Raw genomic sequence first — 25886 nt, 5'->3', positions numbered from 1 at the left:
CAACCGACATCACGCCCGCGACAGCACCCGCCCACTGGCACTGCTCGGCATCACCTGACGACTTTGCCGGGGCCCTGCTTGGCAAGCCGGCAGCAGTCGACGGGCCGAGCTGTCGATGGACCTATGGCCCTGGCCCTGAGGGGGCAGCCCGACGTCGTGGCCAAGTTCAGTCACTTGCCCTCTGGTAGCCCAGGGCTTCGCGCAAGAGTGCCAGGATCGCGGCGCAGAAGGCGTCCTCAGCCGGAGCGGCATGAGTGACCAGCGTAAGCGCGGTTGCCTCCGGCAGAGCCAGTTCGACACCGGTCCATCCTGACAGCGGGCCGTCGTCCAGGCGACCCTCGCCGGCGACGTCTACCTCTACCACCAGGTCGTGGTGAATCTCGTAGATGAGCGTCACTGGACCGGAGCCATCCGGCATCGGGAGGTACCCGTGCTCGTCCCAGTGCTCGTCCATCGCCGCATCGCGGGCGAACATCAGTTCACCGCGGGCCGGATAGCCGGCAGCCTCGTCGAGGTCGATGACCATCGGCTCTCTGCCGTCATCGATGCCAATGAGCACAGACGGCCAGAGTCGCCGCATGCCACGGACGAACGCGGTCACGGCTGGTCGCGCGTCGAAAGGCACCACGACAAGCGTGTCCACCCCAGTGATCTCCATCCACCCTCCTGTCATTCACACGACCTCGGCACGCGCCACAACGCCGCTCTCGGGCCGAACTCCCCGCCACCATACGCAGTGACCCCGCGCTGCCGTTTACCGTGCTCGAGAGCAGTCACACCTTCGGGATCGAGCCAAAGGCGGCTCACCTTATTTGTCCCTCCAGCTGCGCCTAGCCAACCATGGCAACTAGGGAACCGGCCACCGGGATCGCCGGCGCGGAGCAGTGCCGCAACGACGATCCCGGGGCTAATCCCAGCCGTGGAGGACGCGTCAGCCAGGCCAGTCCGCAGTCTTACCTGCGTAACTCACCCCGCCTCTTGGGACGACCAAGTCCTGGGGCGAGTAGAACACATACTCACCTCGCCCCCCTTTCAACTGCCGAACACTGGACTTCGGCACCGTTATCTCGAACACGTACTCCGACTTGGCCCTTGTCAGTCCCAGCTTCTTGAACCCGTTCGGCCCTCGAGCCGCAACAGCCCTCGGGCTCTGCGGCGTAAAGTACGAACCCACGCCGTTCTTAGCGTCATCCGCCTTGAACGTCAACTCCTTTCCGCCCGAGCGAATCGCGTTGAATTTCTCCTTGCTGGTGTAGTGATACAGCGTGATGTTGCAGTTGTGGACCAGCACGGATGGATCGTCAAAGCCGACCGCAATGTAATAGGTGTGGACGTTGTCGACCGTCAAGTCGAACATCGCTTGTTGGCCGGCGTACGAATGCACGTCCGACACTGTCGCTGCAGATTGGTCCGAGGTCAGCAGCCGCTCGCCTACGCGCAACTCCGACGCGTCGACCCACCCGAGGCGATCCTCACTCCAGAACGGGTGGTGCGCGGTTGTCTCGACGAGGGAGGGGCCATTCTCCGTGGCAAGGACAAGATCGGTCAGGTCCACGTCAAGGTTGATGTGGGTAGCCACGATCTCTTGCGGCGCGGTTTCGCCAGACTCGGGGTTGGTGGCAAGGACGCGGTCCCCCGGCTTGAGCTTCTCGATCGGCCGCTTCGAGCCGTCAGCCAACAGCACGAGGGTCCCTGCCGCGAAGCTGTGCAAGTCGCACTTCTCCGAGGCCTTCATCAGGTCCTTGACGCCCCCGATGAGGTCTCCCAGGAGGCCCTTAACGCGGCTGGTGAGGTTGGCGAACTTTTTCCACTTCCACGGAGCGCCGTATCTCGCCGCCAGCTTGCCGAGCGCGCCGCCAATCGCCGCACCCGCGATGTTGGCCGCAGTCGCCAGGCAACCACCCATGTCGCCCTTGGTGATGCAGTCCAGAGCATCAGTGATGCCCAACTCGTCCATCATGATTTTGGCTAGGGCCTTGGCCGCGTTGAGAAGCTTCTGCTTCGCCCGCGCGATGCGCGCTTGGCGCTCCTTCTCGGCAGCGGCAGCCGCGGCTGCACGGCGGTCCTCGTCGCTAGCACGTGGGTTGTTCCATGCGTTCTTGGTCGGTTCGTCCGGGTCGTACGCGCCCGAGCAGCCACCACAGCCGTCGTTGTGTCCCTTGACCTTGTGGTAGTTGCCGTACATGTCCTCGTAGTCGGCACCGGGACCGCAGGCGTCGTCGGAGCACGCCTTGAGGCCGTCGGGGTCGGAAAACGAGATCGGGTTGTTGTTGGCGTACGCGTACCCGTGCATCTGCTGCGGGTCAGTGCTGTCGATGATCGGGTCGACGGAGATGAACCGACCGGTGGCGGTGTCGTACTCGCGGGCACCGATGTTCACCAGACCCGTTGTCGAGTCCTGGTTGCCGTTGACGAAACCCTTCTCCGTCGGCCACTGCCCTGGTGTTGGTGGCGTGCCACGGGACTCACCGAACGGCGTGGTCCGCCGGTGCACGATCGCACCGTTCTCGTCGACGGTCGCCTGACCCGTGCCGTGGTGGTCGGAGGCGACGTAGTGCAGGCCGTTGATCTTCCGAACGATCGTGCCGCCGCCCGGCAGGGAGTAGTAGCGGGTGCCGTCGGTCGCCCTGGTGGTGTGGTCGAGCCGGACCTCCATGCCCGGCAGGTAGAGCGTCGTCGCGGTCGGCTCCTTGCGGAGCATCCGGGAGCCGTCGACGTCGTACAGGTAACTGGTCTTCTTGCCCGTGGCGTCGGTGACGGACTCGAGGTTGCCCTCGGCGTCCCACTTCAGGGTCTGGTCCTCGCCGACCTTCGTCCGCTTCGTGGTGTTGCCCGCCGCGTCGTAGCCGTACTCGTGGAGCTTCGAACCCGCCGACGTCGTCTCGGTCATCGAGCGCAGGGTGTGCGGCTGCGGCTGACCTGCGGCCGGGTAGGTGTAGACGCGCTCCTTGAGCGAGGTGCCGTTTGCGGCGAACTGCGACTCGGTCTTGCGGTTGCCGACCACGTCGTAGGTGTAGGAGTGGTGGTACGGAGCCACCCCACCCACACCCGTGGTCGACGGGCCTCCGGCACACGGGTCGGTGGCGGTGCTCGCCGACGTCCAGGCCCGCTCCATGCGGCGCAGGTAGTCGTAGGAGAAGCACTGCACGTCCCGGGTGCCCGAGGGCGTGTCGGCGATCCGGGTGATGTTGCCGGAAGCGTCGTAGCTGTACTGCGCGTCGATGTCGATGACCGGGGCGCCGCTGCGGTCCAACCGCTGGTGGGTGAGCCGCTTGGAGCCCTGCTCGTACCCGTAGGTCGACCAGACCTTGTTGGCGCCGAGCTTCGCCTCGGTCTGGATGACCTCACTGGTCGCCGAGTAGTCGACGTCCGTCAGGTACGGCACGTCACCCTCGGTCGCGGTCAACCGCTCCATGCTGTCGTACGTGTAGGCGATGCTCTCGAACGGCAAGCCCCCACCGTCGGACATGCCCATCGCCCGGACGGTGCCGTCCTCGTTGTACTCCGCCGCGAAGCTGTACATCCCGGCGAGTTCCGCGCCGGCGTGCTCGGGCACCTGGTAGTAGGTGGCGTGCGGCCGGTAGAGCTCGTCGTAGCCGGTGTAGTAGGTGGCGTACTCCGCCCCGTCGATCCACCTGCTCGTCATGGAGAGCTGCCCGAGCATCTCCAGGTCGTACGTCCAACTGCTGAGCAGTACGCCGGTCTCGGCCGACCCCTTGTAGCTGGCGGTGGTCCGGCCGATCGCGTCGTACGTGGTGCTGATCGTCTGCTGCACACCGTTCGTGGTGCTGGTGAGCCGGTCCAGGTTGTCGTACGTCATCGTCGACGTTCCGGCATCCGGGTCGACCGACTTGACCTTGCGGCCGAGCTGGTCGTACTCGTGCTTCCAGACGTTGCCGGCGGGGTCGGTGACCGTCGCGAGCTGGCCGGAGCGGTTGTAGGTGTAGAGGGTCTTGTCCGAGGCACCCGACGGCCCGGTGCCCTTGTACTGCAACAGCTGGGTCGTCTGCCCGAGCGCGTTGGAGATCGCCGTGGTGGGGGTGCCGCCCTCCGGCGGGTCGACCGATACGCGGTCACCGCCGTACGTGGTGCTGGTGCGCCACTTCTCGTTGCCCGCTACCGCGAAGATCTCCGCCTTGACCCGGTCGGCCCCGTCGTAGACGTAGAGCGTCTGGCCGTCGACCTCACCGTTGCGGGCGGGGAAGATGGCGTCCGTCGGAGCACCGGCGGCGTTGTAGGTCGCGTACGTCTTGTCGAGGTTGCCGGTCGCTGTGTAGAAGGTGTCCGCGATCATCCGGGTGCCGTTCGGCCCCTCGGTCTGCACCTGACGTGGCCGCAGCAGACCGTCGTGCAGCTTGTACTCGACGCTGTACGAGCCGTCGTTCTGCCGCTTCTCCGTCTTGACCGCCACCGGCTTGTCGGTGCGGATCAGGTAGCTGTACTTGATGCTCGGGCTCTCGCCGGTGCGGTCGGGCATCCACACGCTGGCCAGCCGGCCCAACGCGTCGTACTGCAGTTTGCTGACCAGCTTGTTCGGGTCGGTCTGCTTGACCGGGCTGCCCCAGGCCGGGGCGTACTCGGTGACTGTCTCGTGCTCGAGCGGGTTCTTCTCGACCACCTTGGTGGTCAGACCGTTCGTATCGGTGTACGTGGTGGTGGTCGTCTTGCCCATCGCGTCGGTGGCGCTGAGCGGCCGACCGTACGCGTCGAAGGTTCCCGACGCGGTGGTGATGTAGGTGGCGGTGGTGCCGTTGTGGCTTGCCATCCGCTCCGACTTGGTCGGGTTGCCAAGCGTGGGCGTCACCCCGAACGCCTTGCCGTCGTAGAGGGTGCGGGTGTCGGAGATGACCTGGGTCTTGCGGTCCACCGGCGAGGTCGAGCACGACACCGACAACGACTCGGTGCGCGCCACCAGGCTGTACAGGTGCAGGTTGGGGTTGTCGGCGTAGGTGGTGGTGTTGCACGCCTCGTCGCCTGTGACGTTGACGTCGCCGAGGTTCTCGGTCTTGGTGACGCGGCCGAAGTCCGTCTCGAAGCTCGAGATGTTCTTCGTCTCCCGCCAGCCACCGGCGGCGAGCGCCACGAAGTTCCTGGTCACCGAGGTGTTCGTGAACCAGGCCTTCTTGTCACCCCAATCGTGCGACTCGGTGGCGGTGTTGTGCCGCCACGGGGTGGCGATGCTCCGGCTGACCACCGACGCGCCGTCGTAGACGGTGCTCTCCAACTGGTGGCCGGAGAACTGGTCGTAGTCGACGTGCTCGACACCGGCGGAGTCCTTCACCCGCACGTCCCGGGTGTCGCTGCTGCTCGGAATCTTGTCGCCGTGCATGCCGCGCAAATAGCGGTACTCGGTCTTGGTGGTCTGGGTCTGACCGTTGCCGACGGTGACGACGACCTTGCCGTAGCCGCGCCACTCGCTCCAGGTGAGGTCCTTGGGGTCGGAGATCCCGTCGGGGTCGGACTTCCGCCAGGCGGCGCCGTCCTGGTAGTCGTACCTGGTGACCATGTCCGGTGCGCCACCGGTGCGGTCGGTTTCGACGACGGCGGCAACCACGTACTTGAAGAACCAGTCGGTGATCGGGTCACCGCTGCCGTACGGGTTCCACTTCACCGGGTAGCAGCGCTTGGTGCTGTTGCCCTCGGTCGGAAGCGCGCTCTTGGAGCAGTCCGGTGCCGCGTAGTTGACGTCGATCTGGGCGCCGGTGTCCGTCCACACGGTGGCGAGCCGGGGACGCACCAGCGGACCGATGTTGTCGTCGTCCCGGTCGACCCGGTTGGGCAGCTGGAGGTTGCCCAGCTCGACCGCCGGCATGGAGATGTCGTCGCCGTACATGCCGGTGTGGGTGATCTTGTGAAGCCAGAGGGTGCGGGAGGCGTCCCCGTTGTCCAGGAGCTGGTGGTCGAGCTTCCAGTTGTCGACAGCCGTCCAGCCGCTACCCTCGCGGATCTCGGTGGTGATCCCCGTCAGACGGGCCCGGGTCCAGAAGGTCGGCGTGATCTGGTCGCCCTTGCACTTGGTGTCCTTGTTGCAGTTGCGGTCGAAGGGAACGTCCGGCCAGTGCGGCGCTGTGGTCGCGTTCAGATCCTCCGGGTCACAGTCGACGGAGCCGTTGGGCAGGCAGCGCTCCTTGACGTCGAACCGCACCCGCGCCGGGGCGTTGGTGGTGTAGACGGCGTTGTCCCGCTGGCCGTAGTCGATCCGCTTGAGGTAGCCGCCGCGGTGGTACGCCACGCCGTTGGCATCGGTGCGCTTGCCGCGGGCGTAGTAGTTCGTCTCCGGCGTGTAGAAGTACGAGCTGACGTTGCCGTAGCGGTCCTTGACGTAGTCGAGGCTCCAGCGCCACGCCTGGTCACAGTACGAGGCGGTGAATCCACCGGACGTGCTGTTGCACGGCTCGTTGGCGTCGTCGCCGTAGACCGGAAGCGTCCAGGTCGACCCCGTCACCTCCTTGCCACTGGTCCAGCCCGGAAGCCTGTTGAGGCCGAAGAAGTACTGCGTGCCGTCGGTAGTGGTGACCTTCCAGTGCTCACCGTCGTTGTCGCCGTTCTCCGCGCCGGTGAGCCGCTCCACCTTCGAACCGTCGTCGGTGGCGAACTTCCAGGTGCTGCCGCTCTTGACCAGCTCGGTGGACTTGCCGTTGAGCAGGATCGTGGCGTTGTCGTACGCCCAGCACTGGTCGGCGTACTGGTCGTGCCCGTCCTCGGCACAGGACTTGTAGCGGCGTTCGATGTGCCCCGGCTCGTAGTTGAAGCCCTCACCCACCCAGGAGCCCTGGTTGTTTGTGGCTGCGGTACGGCCGTCGACCGACTGCGACGAGTAGGCGAGCGTGATGCCCGGAGCACCGCCACCCGGAACCGGGGGCGTACGCATCGGGTAGCTCCAGGAGAAGCCGCCGGTGGACGGTGCCACCGACCACTTCGACGACGGCGCGAGCTTCGTCGCACCGAAATCGCCCTGCGAGGAGGATTCGGTTGCGGCCAGCGCGACTGTCGTACCCGCCGCCGCGGCGCTGACCGTGGCGAAGACCGTGCGGGATGCACTGTCGTTGACGGTCGGCACCGGCTCGATCGCGCAACCGGCCTTCTCCGGGGTGGTGAGCGCACACTCCGGCAGCTTCACCAGCTTCAGGCGGGCACCGAAGTCACCGCCGAACGCACCGGCAAGGCCGTCGTAGCTGACCCCCAACCGGACGTCGCCGGCGCCCTGCTGACCGTCGGTGCGGTTCAACCTGATCAACGGGCCGTCGACGCGGGCCCGTTCGGACGCGGCGCGGTCGAGAACCTCGACACGTACCTTCGTGGGCGCGGGAACCGGAGGCGTGGCCGCCTTGGCGCCGGCCTTTGGCGCGGGCGGGGCAACAGCCGACAGCGACACCGCGAGTCCGCCGGCCTTGCCGGTCACGGCCGGCCCCGGGTCGGTTGCGGAAGCGCCGGTACGCGCGCCGGCCTGCGCCGATGTCCCTGTCGGGGCAGGGACAGCGATCTCACTGGCTCCGGCCGACGGCCAGGTGACAGTGACGGGAGTCGTCGTGGCGGGGGCAGCCCCCGGGTTTGCCGTGCGCGGCTTGACGCCCAGCGGCGCACGATTCGGCACTGTCTTGCCGACGTCGGTCGCCGTCGGGCGTTGGCGTTCGGCGGCAGTCGATGCGGGGGCATTGGCGACCTGGATGATGCTCGCGGTCATCACGACAGTCATTGCCCAGGACACTGGTCGCACCGCCCGGCGCTGCAACACGCCGGACGTGCCCAGAAATCGGGAGAACATCCACCCTCCCCAGGGTTGGTTGAAAGAAGGCACGGGGTGTCGGGGCCGCCCCCGAAGGGACGACCCCAACGCCGGTGGTGTCAGAGGTTGGGCTGCTCGACGACGAGGCTGGTCCGGTCGATCTTGACCTTGTCCGCCATGCCGTTGTAGATCCGGATGTCGTCTATCGCGCCGGAAAGGTTCTCCCGCTCGCTGCCATTGGCGAAGGCCCGGCCGAACTGGACGTTGCTCACGGCGGGCAACGGCTTCTCCAGCTGGAATCCGAGGACCTGGCCGTTGAGGTAGAACAGCAACTCCCGGCTGTATCCGTTGTAGACAAGCGTGACGTGGTCACCCTTGCCGACCCTGGAAGGTTCCCGGTCGTGCTGGGTCGCCTCGTACACCGGCGCGGTGCCGGTGTCCGTGGTGGCGGCCATCTCCCACAGGCCGTCGGTGTTGCCCCGCAGGACAACGACGCTGTTGTTGTTGGCACCCTTGATGGAGATCGCCGTCATCGGATGGTTCTTCGAGCCGCTCGTGAACCGGACCCGGGCGGAGATGGTGAAACTGCCCGCCGGGTCGATGAGCGGCGTGGCCGTCTCGGCGTACTGACCGGCCTGGCCCTGGAACTGGAGGTAGCCGGCACCCATCATCCCGGTGATCGGGTTGCCCCGGACGAGGCTGCTCTCCTGCCCGAGGCGCAACGCCTCGCCGCCGGCGTCGTAATTCGGGCTGGACTTGTTGGACTGGGTGCTCAACTGCCAGTACCCCTTGCGGTCCAGCTTGTGCTTCTCCAGGCCGGCCACGTCCTCAGCGACGACCGGACGGTCGAACACGGAGACGTCCGCCATCGCGCCCTTCCAGAAGTCGGAGTACCCGCCGCCCTTGAAGGTCTGGCGGCCGAACTGGAGAGCACCACGGGCCTGGACCAGCGAACGCCGGTCCTTGACGACTGGAGTGCCGGAACCGACCTGGAGGGAGATCTTCTTGTTCGGACCATCGAAGATCGCCGTGATGAAGGTCCAGGCGTTGGTCGCCGGACCGGCTGTCACCTTCCACTCACCCAGGTTGATCACGTCGTTGGTGGGCATCCGGAAGAACCAGGAACCCTGATCGACGCCCAGGGTGAAACCGGGCTCACCGGTGGCATCCTGGCTCAGCGCGACCTGGCGTCGATTGGGATCGTCCACCCGGTACCAGCCGGTGATGGCGAAGCTCTGCTCGGTGCCCACCACCGAGTTGTTGGTGACGAGGTACGCGTTCGACGTGCCGTCGAAGGTCGCGGCAGTGTCCCAGGTGCCGAGTGACCCCGGTACGCCGAACGTGACGCCGCTGCCGATCTTCGCGTCGTGCGAGCCCATCTGGTCGTCCGCCGCCTTCGCTGTGGCGATGTCCGACAGCGGCCACTGCGCGACCGGCGGGCGCTTACCCACCCGGAAGGTGCAGGTGGCGATGGTGCTGGACCGCTTCGCCATGTCGATCGCCTTGACGAAGAGTTGGCGCGGCCCCTCCTTGTCGGGCGTCCATCTGATCGTCACGGGACCACCGTTTGTGGTCGGCTTGACCGACACGGAGGCGCCGCCGTTGAAGTTGTACACGTACTCGACCACGTCGGTGGCCGCCGAGTCGAAGGTGAAGCTGCCCTGGACACCGATGGAACCGCGCCACTGGTCGTCGTCGAGGCAGTCCGCTGTGGTGTCGGCGGCGTCCCCGGGCAGGTATTCCGGCGAGTCCACGTCCGGCGCGCTCGGGCTGGTCTTGTCGTAGTAGAACTGGCAGACGTTGCGTGAGCCTTCGGAGCTCCACGGCCCCCAGCTCACTCCGTCACTCGCCCGGACCTCCCAGGAGATCGGTACGTTCTGCGCGATGTCGCTTGGCACGTAGTAGTTGAAGAGGGAGCCGCTCGCCTTCAGCGGCGTGACGTAGCTGCGGGTCTGCAGGCTCCCGCCGGCCGGCGTCCAGGTGACCTTGAACTCGGCCTTCACCTGCTCGGTGTGCGCCGACGAGTGGTCGGGGTCCCGCAGGATGGCGTTGAGCCGCGGCGGTACGTCGGTGTAGGGCGCGCCCGTGCCGTACACGCAGCCACCACCGGGTGACATCGTGAGTTCCGACTGGTTGGCGATCACCGGGGCGCGGTTGTAGCGGACCGAGAGAACGCCGTTGTCGCAGAACCGCTTGGTGTGGCTGGATGCGGTCTCGCTTACCGAGCGCAGGCCGAGGGTGATGTTGCTCCAGCCCTTGCTGACCGCCTGCTGGACCGCCGGTTTGGCTTCCCACTCGGTGTTCTGGTTCGTCGAGGTGCAGCTCGACTGCACCTTTGTCGGCGAGTTGGTGTCGAGGTGCGTGGCCCCCGACCAGCTCGACCCGCCGGGCTGGTTGCTCCAGTTAGTGCTGGACTTGATCCCGGAGGGCATCAGGTAGAGGGCAGCCGCGCGGGCAGTGTCGTTGTAGACGTGCTGGAGGGTCACGCGGAACTTGGCCTCCAGGATGGTCTTGCCGGCGTACGGCGTGGCCAACTGGTAGAAGAGGCGCTTGATTTTGGAGTTGTTGCAGGAGCTCGGGCACAGACCGATGCGCTCGTGCCGCTTGGTGTCGAACTTCCAGTACTCCTCGGACGGGTAGCCGCTGTCGACCATCGCCCAGGCGCTGTTGGTGCTGCTCTGCCACACCGGGTCGACGTACACCGGGAAGGTGGTGGCCGGGTCGGCGAGCATCGCGGCGTCCGGGGTGAGGCTCAGCGTGCCGGAGCTGTAGTCCAGGCCCACCTGCTCCACCCGGGAGGTCTCCCCCGGGCCTCGCGCCGAAGCGTCGTTCGGATCCGCGGGCTCGGTGGTCGCGGCGGAGGCCCGCTGGGCTTCGCCGCCACCCTCCTGGTTGCCGCTGTCCCACATGGTCGGGGCGTCGGCCTCCATCACCGGGTTGCCGGTCGCCGGGTCGAGAGCGACGACGCCCCCCTCGGCGGTCTCTTCGATGTCGAGGCCCTGACCTGTCACCCCGAGCCTGAGGTCCCGCAGCTCGGGCAGGTTCGCCGCCTCGGGGGTCTTCAGCACCAGGACGTGGGAGAAGCCCTCGACGGTCACGTTGGCCACCAGGTCGACGTCCGGAAACACCTCCGGGTAGGTGGCCTGGTCGCCACTGATGGTCGGGGTGGGCAGCGCGTTGGGCCAGGTGAGCGTCATGACCCGGAAGTCACGCTCGATCACCATGAGGGGCGTGGTGCCACCTCCGGACAGACGCATGTTGAGCAGTGCGGCGGTCGGCGTGATCGTCCCGTCCGACTGGGCTACGAGGGCCGCGTTCGCCGGCACCCAGGTGTCGCCCTGCAGGACCCGTACCGCCTGGTTGTACTCGTTGGCGATCAGCGTCCCGTCCGGCTGGGCGAAGACGTCCCGATATTCGCCGCGCTGCGCGAGGACCTCGACTGGCTGGTTGAGGTCCGCCGCCGCGATCAGCGCCTCGGCTTCGGTGTCCCGGACCGGGTCGGTTTCCAGGGCGGCCACCGGCGCGGACGGCAGGGATGGTTCGGGCACGGCCACGTAGGCGGTGCTCGCGAGCAGGCCGGCGAGGCCCGCCATGAGGCCGAGCGTGAAGAGCCGACCCCGCTTTCTCGTACGACCGGCCACCGCCAGGTCCTCCCCCGTTGTACTGCGCGAATTCATGCTCATCATCAGTTGACCGCCGCCCCGAACGTGCTCACGCTTGCGGGGATCCCGTTCACGCCTGGCTGCCAGGTCTGGCTTGGCGTCGTCGAGCCGCCGGCCAGGCTGGCCCAGGTGAAGCCGTAGACGGCGTCAGTGCCGTACGGGGTGCCGACCAGCAGCCGCTGCGACGTGGCGCCGAACGAGGTGCCGACGATCTCGCTCGCCCGGACACTGCCCGGCAGGCTCGACCCGTTGCGTTGGAGCACCACCGGCGTGCCGATCGAGGTGACAAGTGCGGGAAGAACCCACACCTGGCCGAAGTCGGTCACCGAGGTGTCACCCGACGAACCGTCCTTACCGGGCAGGCCCAGCGCCATGAACATGGTCGAGTTGGTGCTCTCGACCGACGGGTTCGTGTTTGTCACAACCACCTTCTCGCCCAGGTAGTCACCGCCGGACACGAGAGGGTTCTGCGGGTTGTGGGTGATCGCCGGACCCACCTCGGTGTAGGTGTTGCCGGCGGTGATGTGGAAACGCTGCACCATTCCGGCGTCCGACTGCGCGGGCTCGATGCCCTCACCGGGCACTCCGACCACGAGCAGGGAGCTCGCCGCGTCAGCGGCCGTTCCGGCTGGGCGGTACGGCGCGATGGCGATCGACTTGCCGAAGTTGTCGTTCGCCTCGGAGGTGTCCGAGACCGACGTCGCGTTCTGGTTGAGTTCGGCGGCGAGCGTGGGTAGCCCGTTGGTGAGCGTGTGGCTGTAGACGTTCACCGCACCGGCGAACTCGGCAGTGCCGATCGCCTCGCCCGGAGAGCTGACAGCCCAGTGGTGCTTGGAGGCGGCCACCGCGTACCCGGTGCGGTCGTCGATCTCGGCAGCGCCGGGGATGCCTGCGCCCTGGCTCAGCGCCACGTTCACGGTGCCACGGATGTAGTGGACGATGCCGGTGACCGGCGCGGTGGTGGAGAGTCCTTCACCCGGCGCGCCGATGACGAGGTAGGGCACCCCTCTGGCGGTCCGGCTGCCGGCTACCGCGTAGCCGAACCAGTCGTGGGCCTCGGCGGTGTCCGGCACATTTGTGACGTCCTGGTGGTAGACCAGCGTGGCGGGCCCCTGCGCCAGACCGGCGGGTGAGCCGAGCAGCACGAGCACCACGCCGGCGTCCTGGAGGCCGTTGACGTCCTGGAAGGGAACGCCCACCGCGAGGTCGGTGCAGCCGTCGTTGTTGGCGTCGTACGGAGAGATCGCCGTGCCGAAGCGGTCGCCCGCCTCAGGTGCGCCGGGCACCTTGGCGACTCCCTCGGACAGGGTGTGCACCGTCGTGCCGCCGCCGTAGCTGACGTGCAGTTGGCCGGCGCGTGCCAGACCGTTCACCGCTGCCTCCGGATCGGCGATCGCCACATCCGCGACGCCGTCGCCGTTGAAGTCACTGTCCGTGCCAGCGGTGCAGCCGGTCACCGGCGGCACCGTCGTGTAGACCTGCATCTCGCAGTACGAGGACCATGTGTCGCTGCCGCTCACCCCGTCGGACGCCTTGACCCGCCAGCGGTAGATGCCGCCATCGGCGAAGACACCGGCGGGGATCGTGGTCGCGACGGTGGCGCCGTTGGCGACGCCGGTGTAGACGTCGGAGCCGATCGCCGCGTCGGCGTTCATCGCCCACCACTCGAAGGTGACTGTCATGGCGGTCGCGTCGGCGTCGGCGACGGTGGCCTTGAGCTGCGGGGTCACCGAGTTGACGATGGGACGGCCGGGGCCGGTCGCGCAGGTGGAGGCCGGCACCGTCGAACGGGCGGTCACCGTCGGGTACGAGTTGTAGGTGACCGTGGCCTTGGGCACTGTGGTGGTGACCGAGTAGGTGCGGGACCGGAACTGCTTGAAGGACGTCGAGTCGGTCTCGTCGGTCGCCCGTATGCCCATGTCGGCGCGGGTGTCGCCAACGTCGGCCGCGCGTTGGAAGAAGGTGGTGGCGGAGACGCCGACATAGTTGTCGTCACAGCTGCTGTCGAAGCCGGCCGACGCCGTGGTCACCTTCTCCTGGTGGGTCCAGGTCGGTTGGTTGCTCCACACGATGCCGTCGGCGATGGCACCTGTCGTCCAGAGCTCCCAGGACCGTCCTTCGCACTGCACCGACCACCAGTTCCACAGCGAGATGGTGGCCGTGTTGATCTGCTTGCCGACCAGGGCCGTGGTGTCCCAGCGGGCGAACGACCGGGTGATCGGCCCGGTGGGGCCGAGCTTGCCGAGACGCAGGTCGTCAGCGCTGCCACGGTCGATGCTCTCGTTCGCCTGCACGTACGTGTCGTACGTGGTGGAGAGCGGGTTGATCTGCGGATCGATCGTGATGGGGTACTTCCGCTCCGGGGCGCGGAGCCACTTCTGATCCGGTGTGAGGGTAAGCGCGAATCCGTGGTCCGCTGCGGCTCCGGCGGCCTTCGCGACTGTCGAGGCGACCGGCACCTTGCTGACGGGCTCGCCCTGGGCGTCGACACGCGCGTCCCACATCATCAGCGCCGGGCTCGTCGCGATGGTCCGCCCGGTCTTGTCCCTGATGGCCGTGTCGCCACCGACGCCACGTTGGACGTCCGCGACGTTGCGCCCGGTCACCGGCAGCGACAGCGTCGCCACCCGACTCAGGGCGGCGGGGCTCTTCACGACGAACAGGGTCTCCAGGCCGCTGCGGCTGGCCCGGACGACAAGGTCGACGCCAGCGAGAGCGTCCACATAGGTTGCCCGGTCGGCACTGAGCTGCGGCTCGGGAAGCGCGCCGGCCCAGTTGACCGCCACCCGGTCGTCGCCCTTGCCGACGGCTGCCAGCTCGTGGGTGCCGGACGGCTGGGAGCCAGAGATCGTGAGGTCGTAGGGGTGTGCGGCGGGTCGGATGGTGCCGTCCGCGTCTCGCCGAAGGTTCAGGTCGAGCGGGACCCAACCGTCGCCTCGGCGGACCCTTGTCGGGCCGAGCGACAGCTCCGCCCTGAACTGCCCGTCGGGCAGGGCATAGACCTCGGTGGTTTCGGAGGTGAGGCTCTTGACCTGCACCGGTTTGCCGGTCTTGCGAGCGGCTTGTAGGGACACCGCCTCGTCGGACCTGATCTCTGTGCCACCCGTTACGCCATCCGGACCGGCGGCAAGATACTCCGCCGGTTCGCCCGAAATGCCCGCCAATGCGGCTGCCGTGAGCACGGCTACGCCAGCCGCGAGGCATGCGCGAACGGTGGCCGTCTTTCGACGTGCCACAAATCCTCCCCCGTGATTCAGATATTGATGGGGACTGTAGGGACGAGACCGCTCTACGCACAAGTACCTTCACAAACAGTGAGGACAGATTCGGGCAAAGTTGGATAACTGGCCCTTGCTGCTCACGCACCGAAGTTTTCCTGCCCACGGCACGGATCAAGCACCCGGCGGGCTTGAAATGCTTGACAGAGATGCACAGAAAATGTCACCCAGAGCGCCCAATATTGAATCGCCGAAATGCGCCAGCGGGGGTGGGGAATTCAGCGGAACGTCGACGCAAAACGGCTCGGTCACAGCTGGCCCGCTGGCCCACCTGTTGGTGAATTCCGGCCGGATCGAGGAATTGCAGCAGCGTGCCGACGAGGGCGACTGGAGGCGGCCGGAAGGTTGATTGACGCGTTAGCCGCGTACGGCAGGATCAAAGGAATCAACCAGGAGGTAGCCGCCGGCACACGCGGTGCCAGAGATCACCCTAAGCAATATCGAATCCCACCAGCAAAACGTTTACCGTCGAATAGCCGAGTCTTGTTGGCCGCTGCAGGCCGCTATTCCTACGATGCGCTACTTGGAGGGTGGCGTCGGGCCGTCTCGGGCGGTTCGCGCAGGGGATGCCAGGATCCAGCCCGAACGCCTTCCGGAAAGCCGGCCCGCGCCCAGCCACGCTGGGCGCGGGCCGTCGGGATCAGACCCGCGTGAGTCGGACGGCGTCGGCGATGACGAGGCCGGTCGCGCCGCTCCACCGGCTCACGCCGACCCGGTTGGCATCGCCGGCCGGCAACGTGAACGTGCCCAGGCTGCGCCACTGGCCGCCGGTGGCCCGCTGGTCGACGGTGATCGTCCGGTTGCCGCTGCTGGTGGCGACGATGTACGGGGTCGCGCTGTTGTAGCCGGCGTTCGCCGGCCACCACGCTTCGACCCGGTAACTGGCGGTGGCCGGCACGTTGAACCGGTACCACGCGACATCGCTTGCTGCGACCGGGTCCGCGTACCGGTAGTCGGCGCCGTACCGCTGCCCGGAGTACGTCGAGACGCCCCAGTTGGCGCTCGCTGTGAACCGGCCGGCGGTGGTGTTGTCCACTGTGGATGACCATGCCGTACCGCCGCCGGCCATCTTCGCCGCCACGTCGGCCCGCATCACGTTGAGGTCGATGAAGGACGGGTCGATCTTGCCGGTGGTGCTGGTTTCCCTGTGCCCCCGGGCGTAGCTGCTGTCCCGGCCCAGTCGCTTGAGCACGGCGGCGGTAGCGGCGATGGACGCGTTGTACTGCGCTGCGGTCATCTCCTGGTTGACGCCGTTGTAGTCGATCTCCCAGCCGATCATGAGCGTGTTGCCGTCGCCCGCCGGGATCGGCCCGCTGCCGCCGCTGACACCGGCGTGGTTGCACCGGCCGGCCGAGATGACGTGGAAGACGCCGTTGTAGTCCACGAGCGCCTGGCAGAGGGGGCCGGGCAGATCCGACCGGCCGTTGATGCAGATGCCGAGCGCCGGATGCGGGTTGCTGGCGCTGGAGGTCGCGGCGGTGTGGTGCCAGAGCACCCCGATGGGGTCGAAGGAGCCCGGCCGCATCCGGTTGAGCCAGTCTCCCTCGACGACGACCTGGACCCCGGCGGCGCGCAGCACGTCGACGAGCCAGGGAATCGTCGCCATCAGGACTCCCCGAGCAGGTCGGCCAGGCACTCGGCCTTAGGTGCGGCGCTCGCCGGCGTGGGCCGGACGACGACGGTAAGCGCGGCGGCCACCAGTGCCGGGATGGCGAGCACTTTGCGGCGGCGCAGACGGGTGGATCGGGACGTGGCCATGGCGCTCCTTCGGCGGACGGCGTCGGGCTCTCGATCGGATCGACGATCGTGATGACCGGCACGTTATACCGCGATGAGCGTCTATGTCGATAGCTTTCAGCAGTCGGACACGGGCTGAAGGAAACCGCCCTATCAGGTGCCCGCCAGCGCGTCGATGTCGCGCATCTCCTCAGCGGTCAGCGAGAAGTGGAAGACATCGAAGTTGGCACTGATCCGCTCCGGCGTCACCGACTTCGGGATCACCACGATCTCGTGGTCGATGTGCCACCGCAGCACCACCTGAGCTGGCGAGACGTTGTGCGCGCCAGCGATCCGGGTCAGCACCGGGTCGCTGAGATCGGTGGTCTTGAACGGGCTGTAGCCCTCCAGCACCACACCCCGGTCCCGCAGCTCGGCGTGCCGTTGCCGGTCGTACAACACCGGACCCCAGCGGATCTGGTTGACAGCCGGGTTCTCCTCCGTCGACTGGATCAACTCGTCGATCTGCGCGGTGCTGTAGTTGCTCACCCCTACCGCCCGGGTCAGGTTCTCGTCCCGGGCGGCCAGCACCTCCCGCCACATCGGGATGCTCTCGGCGGCCGACGGAGGCCAGTGGATCAACCAGAGGTCCACCTGGTCGACGCCGAGCGCCTCCAGGCTGGCCTCCAGCGTCTCCCTCTCCCGGCCCACCCGGTCCGGCAGGAGCTTGGTGGTGATGAAGACGTCCTCGCGACGCAGCCCGCTCTCCTGCACCGCCCGGCCGACCTCCCGCTCGTTGCCGTACATGGTGGCCGTGTCGAGGTGCCGGTAGCCGGTGTCGAGCGCTGCCAGCACGGCTTCGTAACCCTCCGTGCCGGTGGCCTGCCACGTGCCGAAGCCGAGCAGGGGCATCCGCACGTCACCGGGGAGCAGGGCTGTGGGCTGGTCGGTGAGGTCCATGAGGACCGTTCTACCCCGCCGCGCCCCCGGCCGCAGAGCGAACCGGACACTCCGGCAGGCAGCGCGACGATCCGCTTTGTCGGAGAATGCCTGTGTGACGGACCGGCTGGACGAGTACCGGCGACGGCGGGACGCGACCCGTACGCCCGAGCCCGTGCCGACGCGCAGCCCCACACCGGGCGGGCCCGGCGAGGGCGAGGGCCGCTTCGTCATCCAGCAGCACCACGCCCGCAGCCTGCACTGGGATCTGCGCCTGGAGCACGAGGGGGTGCTGGCGTCCTGGGCGGTGCCCCGCGGCCTGCCCCGCGACCCCGGCCGCAACCACCTGGCCGTGCACACCGAGGACCACCCGATGGAGTACCTCGACTTCTCCGGCGATATCCCCGCCGGCGAGTACGGCGGCGGGCGGATGGTCATCCACGACCGGGGCACCTACCGCCACGAGAAGTGGCGCGACGACGAGGTGATCGTGACGCTCGCAGGCGAACGGACCTCCGGCCGCTACGTGCTCTTCGCCACCGGCGGCAAGGACTGGATGGTCCGGCGCACCGACCCCGCGCCATCCGGCTGGACGAGCATGCCGGAGCTGGTCCGCCCCATGCACGCCACGCCGGCCACCAGGCTCCCCCGGGACCGGGCCGACTGGGGCTACGAGCTGCGGTGGGACGGCGTCCGGGCGATGGCGTACGTCTCCGGCGGGCGGCTGCGGCTGCTCTCCGAGACCGACGAGGAGATCACCGGCGGATATCCGTGGCTGCGCGCGATGGCCGAGGCGCTGGCGCCCACCGAGGCGGTGTTCGACGGTGTGCTGGTCCGCATCGACGGCACCGGTCGGGTACGCCCGGCCAGCCCGACCAGCGGCAGCCGGGTTCCGGCCGGCGCGGCGTACCTGCTCGTGGACCTGCTGTGGCTGGAGGGCGTGAGCAGCGTCGACGTGCCGTACGCGCAACGCCGGGAACTGCTCGATGGGCTGGCCTTGACCGGCACGCACTGGCAGACTCCGCCGTGGTTCCCCGGCGCTGGCGACGAGGCGCTACGTACCGGGCGTGAGCAGGGCCTGCCCGGTGTGATCGCCAAGCGGTTGGATTCGGTCTACGAGCCGGGCCGGCGCAGCCGACGCTGGCAGAGCATCGACGCGGCCTGATGGCGAGGAGCGACGTGTACCTGACCCACCTGGACTGCCCGCGCTGCGGCCTGGAGTACGCCGCCGACACGGTGCAGAACCTCTGCGAATGCGGCTCTCCGCTGCTGGCCCGCTACGACCTGCCGGCGGTGGCGAAGGCGGTAGCCCCGGAGCGTTTCGGGCTGCGCCCGGCCGACCTGTGGCGCTACCGGGAACTGCTGCCGGTCGCCGACCCTCGGCACGTCACCACGCTCGGCGAGGGCTGGACGCCGCTGCTGCGTGCCCCGGCGTACGGTGCCGAGATCGGTATCACTGACCTGATGGTCAAGGACGAGGGCCTGATCCCGACCGGCTCGTTCAAGGCGCGCGGCGCGGCGGTGGGCATCAGCCGGGCGCGTGAGCTGGGCATCGAGCGGATCGCGATGCCCACCAACGGCAACGCCGGTTCCGCCTGGGCGACGTACGCGGCGCGGGCCGGGATGGGCGCCACGATCGTGATGCCGCTGGCGGCACCGACCATCTGCCGGCGCGAGTGCGTGGCCGCCGGCGCCGATCTGCGACTGGTCGACGGGTTGATCAGCGACGCCGGCCGGCGGGTGGCCGAGCTGATCGCCGAGTCGGACGGGGCGATCTTCGACGCCGGCACGCTGCGCGAGCCCTACCGGCTGGAGGGCAAGAAGACGATGGGGTACGAGATCGTCGAGCAGCTCGGCTGGCAGATCCCGGACGTGATCATCTATCCGACTGGCGGCGGCGTCGGCCTGATCGGCATCCACAAGGCGCTGCACGAGATCCGGGAGCTGGGCTGGGTCGGCGACAAGCTGCCCCGGCTGGTGGCGGTGCAGTCGACGGGTTGCGCGCCGATCGTGCGGGCGTTCGCCGCCGGCGAGGACCGGGCGCGACCGTGGGAGGACGCGCACACAGTGGCGTTCGGCATCACGGTGCCGGCACCCTTGGGCGACGAGTTGATCCTGGCCGCGTTGCGGGAGTCCGCCGGCACCGCGGTGGCTGTCGACGATGCGGAGATCCTGGCCGACCTGCGCGACTTCGCGGCCCGCGAGGGACTGCTGCTCTGCCCGGAGGGGGCTGCCTGCCTGACTGCGGCACGGCACCTGCGCGCCGGTGGCTGGATCCGGGCCGGCGAGCGGGTGGTGGTGCTCAACACAGGTGCGGGTCTGAAGTATCCGGAGACGGTGGACGTCTCCGGCGTACCCGTGCTGACCTGAGCTTGTGGCACCGGCGGGCCGTGCGGCCGCGCCGGTGCCACAGTGCTGCCTACTGGTAGGTGATGTCGGACGGTGAGTAGAAGCAGTTGACGCCGTCGGCGCCCTCACCGATCTTGGTCGGCTCGCTGCCCTTCGGTACGCCCTTGTACTTGACGCAGATCGAGGTCTCCCGGTCGGAGTCGCCGACGATCGTGATCCGGCTGAAGCGGGCGGTGTCGCCCCAGTTGGTGTTGATGCCGGCGATCGCGTCGGTGTCCCGAACGACCACGTTGTCGATCACGACGTGCCGCTGGTACGACGTCGAGCAGTTGCCGCAGGCCCGGTAGAGCTTCCCGGCGTTCTCCACCCGGAAGTTCTTGATGTAGACGGTGCCCGAGCCGTTGTGCTGGAAGACCTTGTCGCTGGCGGACCGGGCGCCGCCGCCGTCGACGGTGTAGGTGGTGCCGCCGCGGAAGGTGGCGGCGTCCTCGCCGACGTCCTCCCACCAGACGTTGATCAGGGTGCAGTTGCCCTCGCAGTGCACGCCGTCACCGGCCGGCGCACCGATGATCACGTTGCGCAGGGTGGCACCGGCTGCCAGTTCGAACATCGGGTCCTGGCTCTCGCTCTGCCCGCCGTCGCCGATGCCGTAGTAACGCTTGAGTCCACCGTCGAAGGTGCCGGAGACCGGGATCGTCGCGTCCACCTTCTGGCTGCCGGTGGGCGTCGGCCAGCCTGCGGGCGGTGCTGTGGTCGGGCCCGGCGTGGTGGGCGGTGCGCTGGTCGGCGGTGCGGTGGTGGCCGGCGGGGTGGTCGGGGTGCCTCCGCCGGACGAGTCGACAGCAACGTCGTCGAAGCCGCCGCTGGCGTACGCGGTGACCAGGCCGATCCGACCCGCACCGGACAGGCTGTTGCTGCCGGAGGCGACCTGGGTGCCGTTGACGAAACCACGGATGGTGCTGCCGCTGGCCTCGATGCGCAGCGTGTACCAGGTGCCGGTGGCGATGCCCAGCGACGCGGAGCCGATCGCTGTGATGCTGCTTCCGTTGACTGCCTGCAACTCGGCGCGGCCGGAGCCGAGCAGCGCCAGCCGGTACATCTTGGTGCTGCTCGTGGATCGGGCGGCCAGCCCGACGAGGGCGCTGGACGAGCCGAAGCTCGCCGGGCGGACCCGGGCCTGCACCGAGTAGTTGGTCCAGCTGGTGTCGCCGGCGAACTGCCGGGCCAACTCGCTGCCGGCGTTGCTCTGGTTGAACACGCCCGCGCTGTCGACAGTCCAGGTGCCGCCGGACTTGGACCAGCCGGAGGCATCGCCGTCGTTGAAATTGTCGGTGAAGACCGTGGCCGCGAAGGCCGAGGTCATGCCCGCGACGAGGGCTGCGGCGGTCACGCCGGCACCCACCGCCAGCAGCAGTGGTCGCCGGCCGGGGAGTCGTCTCTTCTGCACAGTTGTCCTCCTTGACGCATGTGGTGGTGGTCCCTCGACCGTCCGTACGGGGACGTGCGGGCAGAACGTGCCGCCCTGGCGGGATCGGTGTGCTCCCCGTCGGAGGCCCGGCTCCGGGACGGGTGAAGCGGGATCAAAGCCGCGTGGGAAAGGGCTTTCCCGCCCCCTTGAGGCTAGGACTGCCCAACCATCACCGTCAATGGATTGCGCTTGCAGGTCTGTTGCAGGATTCGCGCCCCGCAGGCGGAGCCCGATCAGTAGCTGTCCGGCTCGGTCAGCCGCCAGGCCGCGTTGATCAGACCGACGTGCGACAGCGCCTGCGGCGTGTTGCCGAGCTGCGTCCCGGTGTCCATGTCGATCTGCTCGCTGAACAGGCCAACGTCGTTGGCGAACCCGACCACCCGCTCGAACAGCTCGGTGGCCCGCTTCCGCTCACCCGCGATCACCAGACACTCCACCAGCCAGAACGAGCACAGCAGGAAACCGCCCGGGTCGGTCGTCCACCGCCGGACCAGGCCGTCGTCGGAGCCCAACTCCCGGGCGATCATCTCGACGGTGGCCCGCATCCGCGGATCGGTGGCCGGCAGGAAATGCGCCACCGGCAGGATCAGCGCCGAGGCGTCCAACTCCGACGAGCCGAAGGCGCCGGTGAACGCGCCGACCCTGTCGTTCCACCCCTCGCGCAGCACCGCCTCGCTGATCTCGTCGCGGACTGCCGCCCAACGGGCCGGGTCGGCCCGGTCACCCAGCCGGTCGGCGAGCCGCACCGCGTGGTCCATCGCCAGCCAGCAGAGCACCTTTGACGACAGGTAGTGGCGCTCCTCGCTGCGGGTCTCCCACATGCCCCGGTCCGGCAGCCGCCACGTCGCGGCGACCTGTTCGGTCAACCCGAGCACCATCTCGCGCAACTCCTCCTCGAAGGGCGCGCCGAGATAGTCACGCAGTCGCCACACCGCCGAGGTGACCTCACCGGGCACATCGAGCTGCCGCTGTTGCCACGCGTCGTTGCCGATCCGGACCGGCCAGCTGTCGCGGTATCCCCGCAGGTGGTTGCACTGATGCTCGGACAGGTCACGCTCACCCTCCAGCCCGAAGAGCACAGGCACCGGCTCGTCGCCGATGCGGCCGATCGAGCGAGCCGCCCAGGCGAACAGGCGCGACGTCTCGTCCGGGCAGGCCGCCACCCACAGCGCGCGCATCGTCAACGAGAAGTCCCGCAACCAGGAGAAGCGGTAGTCGTAGTTGCGGTCGCCGCCGATCCGCTCCGGCAACGACGTCGTCAACGCCGCGGCGACCGCGCCGCTGCGGGCGTAGGTGAGGCCGGTAAGCACCGTCGCACTGTGCCGGACCAGTTCGGGGTACCGGCCGGAGTAGGAGTGCGTCTCCCGGTACGCCTCCCACGCCCGCGTCGTCTCGTCGAGCGCGGTCAGCGGGTCGAGTCGGACCGGCGGAGCCCCGTACGTCTCGCCGAACGCCACGTCCATTCCGAGCACCTGGCCGGCGGAGATCTCGAACTCGTGGGTCACCCGGTCCCGGTCAGGTCGCAGCGGCAGGTCACCGGCGCGCAACACGAGCACCACCGGGCCGGCGCCGGCCAGCACCCCGCCGTCCGGCTGCTCGTGCAGGTACGGCGTGAGCAGGCCGTACTCGGGTCGGGGCGCGAAGTCCAACGCCATCCGTACGCGCCCGGACAGCCCTTCGACGACCCGGACCAGCACGGCTGGCGAGTTCATCCCCAACTGGTGGGCACGCGCGCCGGTCTCGGCGGCCAGCGCGTCGGTGACCGCCACGCTGCCCTGCGGCGTGTGGTGCACCGTCCGCAGCACAAGCGTGTCCGGCCGGTACGCGCGCTCCACCCGGTGGCCGGGGCCACCCGCGCCGACCGGGGCCACCCGGAAGTGCCCGGCGTTCGGGTCGAGCAGCCGGCCGAACACGGACGCTCCGTCGAACCGGCTCGGACACCACCAGTCCACGGAACCGTCCCTGCCGACCAGCGCGCCGGAGCGGGAATCCGAGAGGAACGCGTAATCGGAGATCGGCGGCTGCTCCACCCGCCGGGGGTACCCGGTCGAGGACCGATCAGGCCGGCGGCTCGTCCTTGCCGGCGGCCTCGGCCTCGTCGGCCTCCTCCTTGGTGTGGTGCACTGCCTTGTCGGCGTGCTCCGGCGGGCCGTAGACCGTGTAGAGCACGAGCGGGTTCGGGCCGGTGTTGACGAAGTTGTGCTTGGTGCCGGACGGGACGACGACCAGGTCGCCCGCGACGACCTCCCGCTTCGCGCCAGCGACCCGGGCCTCGCCGGTGCCGCTGACGAAGGTCAGGATCTGGTCGATGCCCTCGTGCACCTCCTCGCCGATCTCTCCACCCGGAGGGATCGTCATGATCACCAGCTGGGTGTGGTCCCCGGTCCACAGCACCCGCCGGAAGTCCGGGCTCTTCTCGGCGACTGTCGCGATCGTGAAATGCTCCATGGTCCGCTCATACCCCGTTCGACGGCTCGTCACGCCGGGACTGGCAAATGGTGGAATTCCCCACGGTCGGTGGGTTTGCATCCGTGCAGAACGGGGATCGACCACCCTGACCGGCGCTAGCCGCCGGCCGAGCCAGGTCCCCGCTGGCGTACCGCCGAAACGGCTGCGATGGTGGGAGACGGCCAGAGCACGGCGACGTTCCGACCATGTGTCGAACGGCGCCGTGCGCTCGTCTGCACTGCCGGTCCGCGCGACTCCGCCGGTCAGGCGTCGCGGTGCAGCCAGCTGAGCAGTTCGGGCGAAGCGAGGGCGGCCGTGCGGGCGCGGTAGCGGTCCAGGCCGACCGCGTCCAGCAGGTCCCGGCCCTGACCGGACCGGCCCTGACGGAAGAACGCGCCACGGTCCCGCAGTACGCCGCGCGTGTCCGGGACGAGGAGGTCGGCGCGCTCCCGCATCCGACCGAAGGTGGCCGCCTCCACAAGCTCGGGCCAGCGCCCGGCGGGCACCGCGAAACCCCACCGGTCGGCCAGCCTGCGCATCTGCCCAGCCAGGTCGGCCTGGAGGTCGTCGTAGTGCACCAGCTCGACGTTCGGCTCGTGCCGGCGGGCCCAGGCGTCGCTCAGGTGCAACAGCACCCCGGGCAGCGAATCCAACTCGGCGCGCGGGTCCACCTCACGGTCGACCCAGCTCGGCAGCCACTGCTCGACCGGGAGACGCCGCCGAGGTGGCCCGACCGGGGCAGGCTGACCGGTCAGCTCGGCGAGGCGGGCCCGGTCCAGGTTGCCGGCCTGGTGATAGAGGGAAACCGCCATGTCCAGCGGGTGCCGGGCCACCACCACGTAGTGCACCCGGGGGTCGAGTGGCACCCCGTCCAGCGGTGTGTGCGTCTTGATGAACCGCCGGTGCGGCTGGGCGGCCAACCGGCCGTACACAGCGTCGCGAGGCTCGACCAGCCAGTCCAGCCAGGGGGACAGCTCGGTCAGCGGCGCCGGCAGTTCCGGGGTGCCAAACACCAGCAGCGCGCAGATCATCTGCATCCAGGTGGTGCCGCTCTTGGACCGGGTGCTGATCACGATGTCGCCGTCGCGGAACGGGAACCCGATCCAGCGGGCGCTGTCCTCGTCCTGGGAACGGTAGCGGTGGGCCGGCGCGATCACCGGACGAGCGTAGTCGGCGAACCGACAGCCCCGCAGCGGGTTTTCCCGTCGAGGGCTGGGAAGGCATGCGAATGCCTGGCTAGATTGAATTATGGTGCCCGCCCACGGGGGCCGGGCGGCGCAACCGGTCTACCGCCCCATCCTCGCCAGCCACCGACGCGGCGAACTGGAAGCGTTGAACCACGTCGATCCCGCGGCCGCTCCTCTGCTCGCGCCGATACTGGAGATCAGCGCCGCCGATCGCTCCACGATGGACGTCATACGTCGACTGCCGGGCGGTCTGCTGCCGGCCGTCGACGTCACCGACCTGCCCGATACGGAACTGGTCCGTTGGGGCGTACCGCTGATGCCCGTGATCGGGCTCGCGGAGAGCGACAGGCGGCTGGTCGCGCACGGCGCGGCGGCTCGGGAGTACGCCCGGCGGGCGCTGATCCGGCTGCGCGCCGCCCGGGACCGGGCGGGGCCGGACGCGAGCACCACAGCTGTCGAACGGATCTGGCGGTTCACCGGGCTGGCACCGGAGCAGTGCGACCTGCTCGTGGACGCGGGCGACGTGTGCTGCGCGGCAGACGTGCGGGTGGCCGAGCCACGGGTACGGCGGCTGTTGGGCTGGGCCCGCCGCCACGCCTGGCGCTCGGTGACGGTGGCGGCCGGCGGGATGCCGCCCACGCTGTCCCGGCTGCCCAGCGACGAGCCCGTCCGGTTGGACCGCTGGGACTGGCAGCTCTGGCGGCGGCTGACCGACACCGCTGTCGACTACGGCGACTACGGCGTCGGTCCGGCCACACCTGGCAATGGTGACCCCGGCGACCGGCTGCCCACAGTGCGGTACACCGCCGACGGCGGCTGGTGGGTCTACCGCTGGTCGCGGCGGGGTGGGCGGGGCGACGACCGGTTCGCCGACCTGTGCCGCACGCTCGTGTCGGCACCGCACTGGCCGAGCACCGGCGCCTCGTTCTCGTGGGGCGACCACGAGCTGCTGCGCCGGGCTCGTCGAGGTGCCGGCGCCGGGTCGGCAGCCAACTGGACGGCGTGGAGCACGTCGCACCACCTGGCGCACGTGCTCGCCGCGCTGACCCGCCCGGACGGCGAGACGGCGCCCGGGTGGGTTCCGCCGCAGCGGGGACGATCGCCCAGGTAGGA

14 protein-coding genes are annotated in these 25886 nt (G+C 68.8%); 3 read left to right on the top strand and 11 right to left on the bottom strand.

What is annotated here, in order from left to right; genetic code table 11:
- Positions 1–166 precede the first annotated feature (166 nt).
- The 7 genes from ACPXB1_RS03290 to ACPXB1_RS03260 all read right to left on the bottom strand — a co-directional run bounded on the left by ACPXB1_RS03290 (position 167) and on the right by ACPXB1_RS03260 (position 17342).
- Positions 167–658 carry a hypothetical protein gene (locus tag ACPXB1_RS03290; protein ID WP_425734760.1) on the bottom strand — a complete coding sequence of 164 codons (492 nt, stop codon included), beginning with the start codon at positions 656–658 and terminating at the stop codon, positions 167–169.
- Between the two features lie 273 nt (positions 659–931).
- Positions 932–7765 carry a polymorphic toxin-type HINT domain-containing protein gene (locus ACPXB1_RS03285; protein WP_425734759.1) on the bottom strand — a complete coding sequence of 2278 codons (6834 nt, stop codon included), beginning with the start codon at positions 7763–7765 and terminating at the stop codon, positions 932–934.
- An 80-nt stretch (positions 7766–7845) separates the two neighbouring features.
- Positions 7846–11319, bottom strand: coding sequence for a LamG-like jellyroll fold domain-containing protein (locus tag ACPXB1_RS03280; RefSeq protein WP_355592467.1), 3474 nt, complete (start codon positions 11317–11319; stop codon positions 7846–7848).
- 92 nt (positions 11320–11411) lie between these two features.
- The gene (locus ACPXB1_RS03275) at positions 11412–14570 is read right to left on the bottom strand and encodes a hypothetical protein (RefSeq protein ID WP_355592469.1); all 3159 of its coding nucleotides are present in this window, start codon (positions 14568–14570) and stop codon (positions 11412–11414) included.
- Positions 14571–15306: 736 nt separating this feature from the next.
- Positions 15307–16272 carry an N-acetylmuramoyl-L-alanine amidase gene (locus tag ACPXB1_RS03270; protein WP_355592259.1) on the bottom strand — a complete coding sequence of 322 codons (966 nt, stop codon included), beginning with the start codon at positions 16270–16272 and terminating at the stop codon, positions 15307–15309.
- Positions 16272–16424, bottom strand: coding sequence for a hypothetical protein (locus ACPXB1_RS03265; RefSeq protein ID WP_167945702.1), 153 nt, complete (start codon positions 16422–16424; stop codon positions 16272–16274). Before ACPXB1_RS03265 ends, ACPXB1_RS03270 begins: the two co-directional genes overlap by 1 nt.
- 132 nt (positions 16425–16556) lie before the next feature.
- On the bottom strand, positions 16557–17342 hold the full coding sequence (locus ACPXB1_RS03260) for an aldo/keto reductase (protein WP_355592261.1): 786 nt from the start codon (positions 17340–17342) through the stop codon (positions 16557–16559).
- Positions 17343–17436: 94 nt separating this feature from the next.
- Between ACPXB1_RS03260 and ACPXB1_RS03255 the strand changes: the two genes are divergently transcribed.
- A complete protein-coding gene (locus tag ACPXB1_RS03255) occupies positions 17437–18486 on the top strand; it encodes a DNA polymerase ligase N-terminal domain-containing protein (RefSeq protein ID WP_355592263.1) in 1050 nt (349 codons plus the stop codon).
- Between the two features lie 14 nt (positions 18487–18500).
- A complete protein-coding gene (locus ACPXB1_RS03250) occupies positions 18501–19691 on the top strand; it encodes a threonine synthase (protein WP_355592471.1) in 1191 nt (396 codons plus the stop codon).
- Between the two features lie 49 nt (positions 19692–19740).
- Here the strand turns inward: ACPXB1_RS03250 and ACPXB1_RS03245 are convergent, their stop codons facing one another.
- From ACPXB1_RS03245 to ACPXB1_RS03230, 4 genes are all read right to left on the bottom strand, one after another.
- Positions 19741–21117: a pectate lyase gene (locus ACPXB1_RS03245; protein WP_355592265.1), complete on the bottom strand. Its 1377-nt coding sequence runs from the start codon at positions 21115–21117 to the stop codon at positions 19741–19743.
- Positions 21118–21371: 254 nt separating this feature from the next.
- A complete protein-coding gene (locus tag ACPXB1_RS03240; RefSeq protein ID WP_355592267.1) occupies positions 21372–23168 on the bottom strand; it encodes a glycoside hydrolase family 15 protein in 1797 nt (598 codons plus the stop codon).
- Between the two features lie 28 nt (positions 23169–23196).
- Positions 23197–23586 (bottom strand): cupin domain-containing protein, encoded by a 390-nt coding sequence (locus tag ACPXB1_RS03235; RefSeq protein WP_053655106.1) that lies wholly within the window; start codon positions 23584–23586, stop codon positions 23197–23199.
- Between the two features lie 263 nt (positions 23587–23849).
- Positions 23850–24743, bottom strand: coding sequence for a sulfotransferase domain-containing protein (locus ACPXB1_RS03230; protein WP_355592269.1), 894 nt, complete (start codon positions 24741–24743; stop codon positions 23850–23852).
- Between the two features lie 91 nt (positions 24744–24834).
- Between ACPXB1_RS03230 and ACPXB1_RS03225 the strand changes: the two genes are divergently transcribed.
- Positions 24835–25884: a beta family protein gene (locus ACPXB1_RS03225; protein ID WP_355592271.1), complete on the top strand. Its 1050-nt coding sequence runs from the start codon at positions 24835–24837 to the stop codon at positions 25882–25884.
- Positions 25885–25886 lie beyond the last annotated feature (2 nt).

The organism is Micromonospora sp. DT68 (assembly GCF_049847245.1).
GTDB lineage: Bacteria > Actinomycetota > Actinomycetes > Mycobacteriales > Micromonosporaceae > Micromonospora > Micromonospora profundi.
The sequence above is the reverse complement of the archived record's forward strand: the minus strand, read 5'-3'. Positions and strand labels throughout refer to the sequence as shown.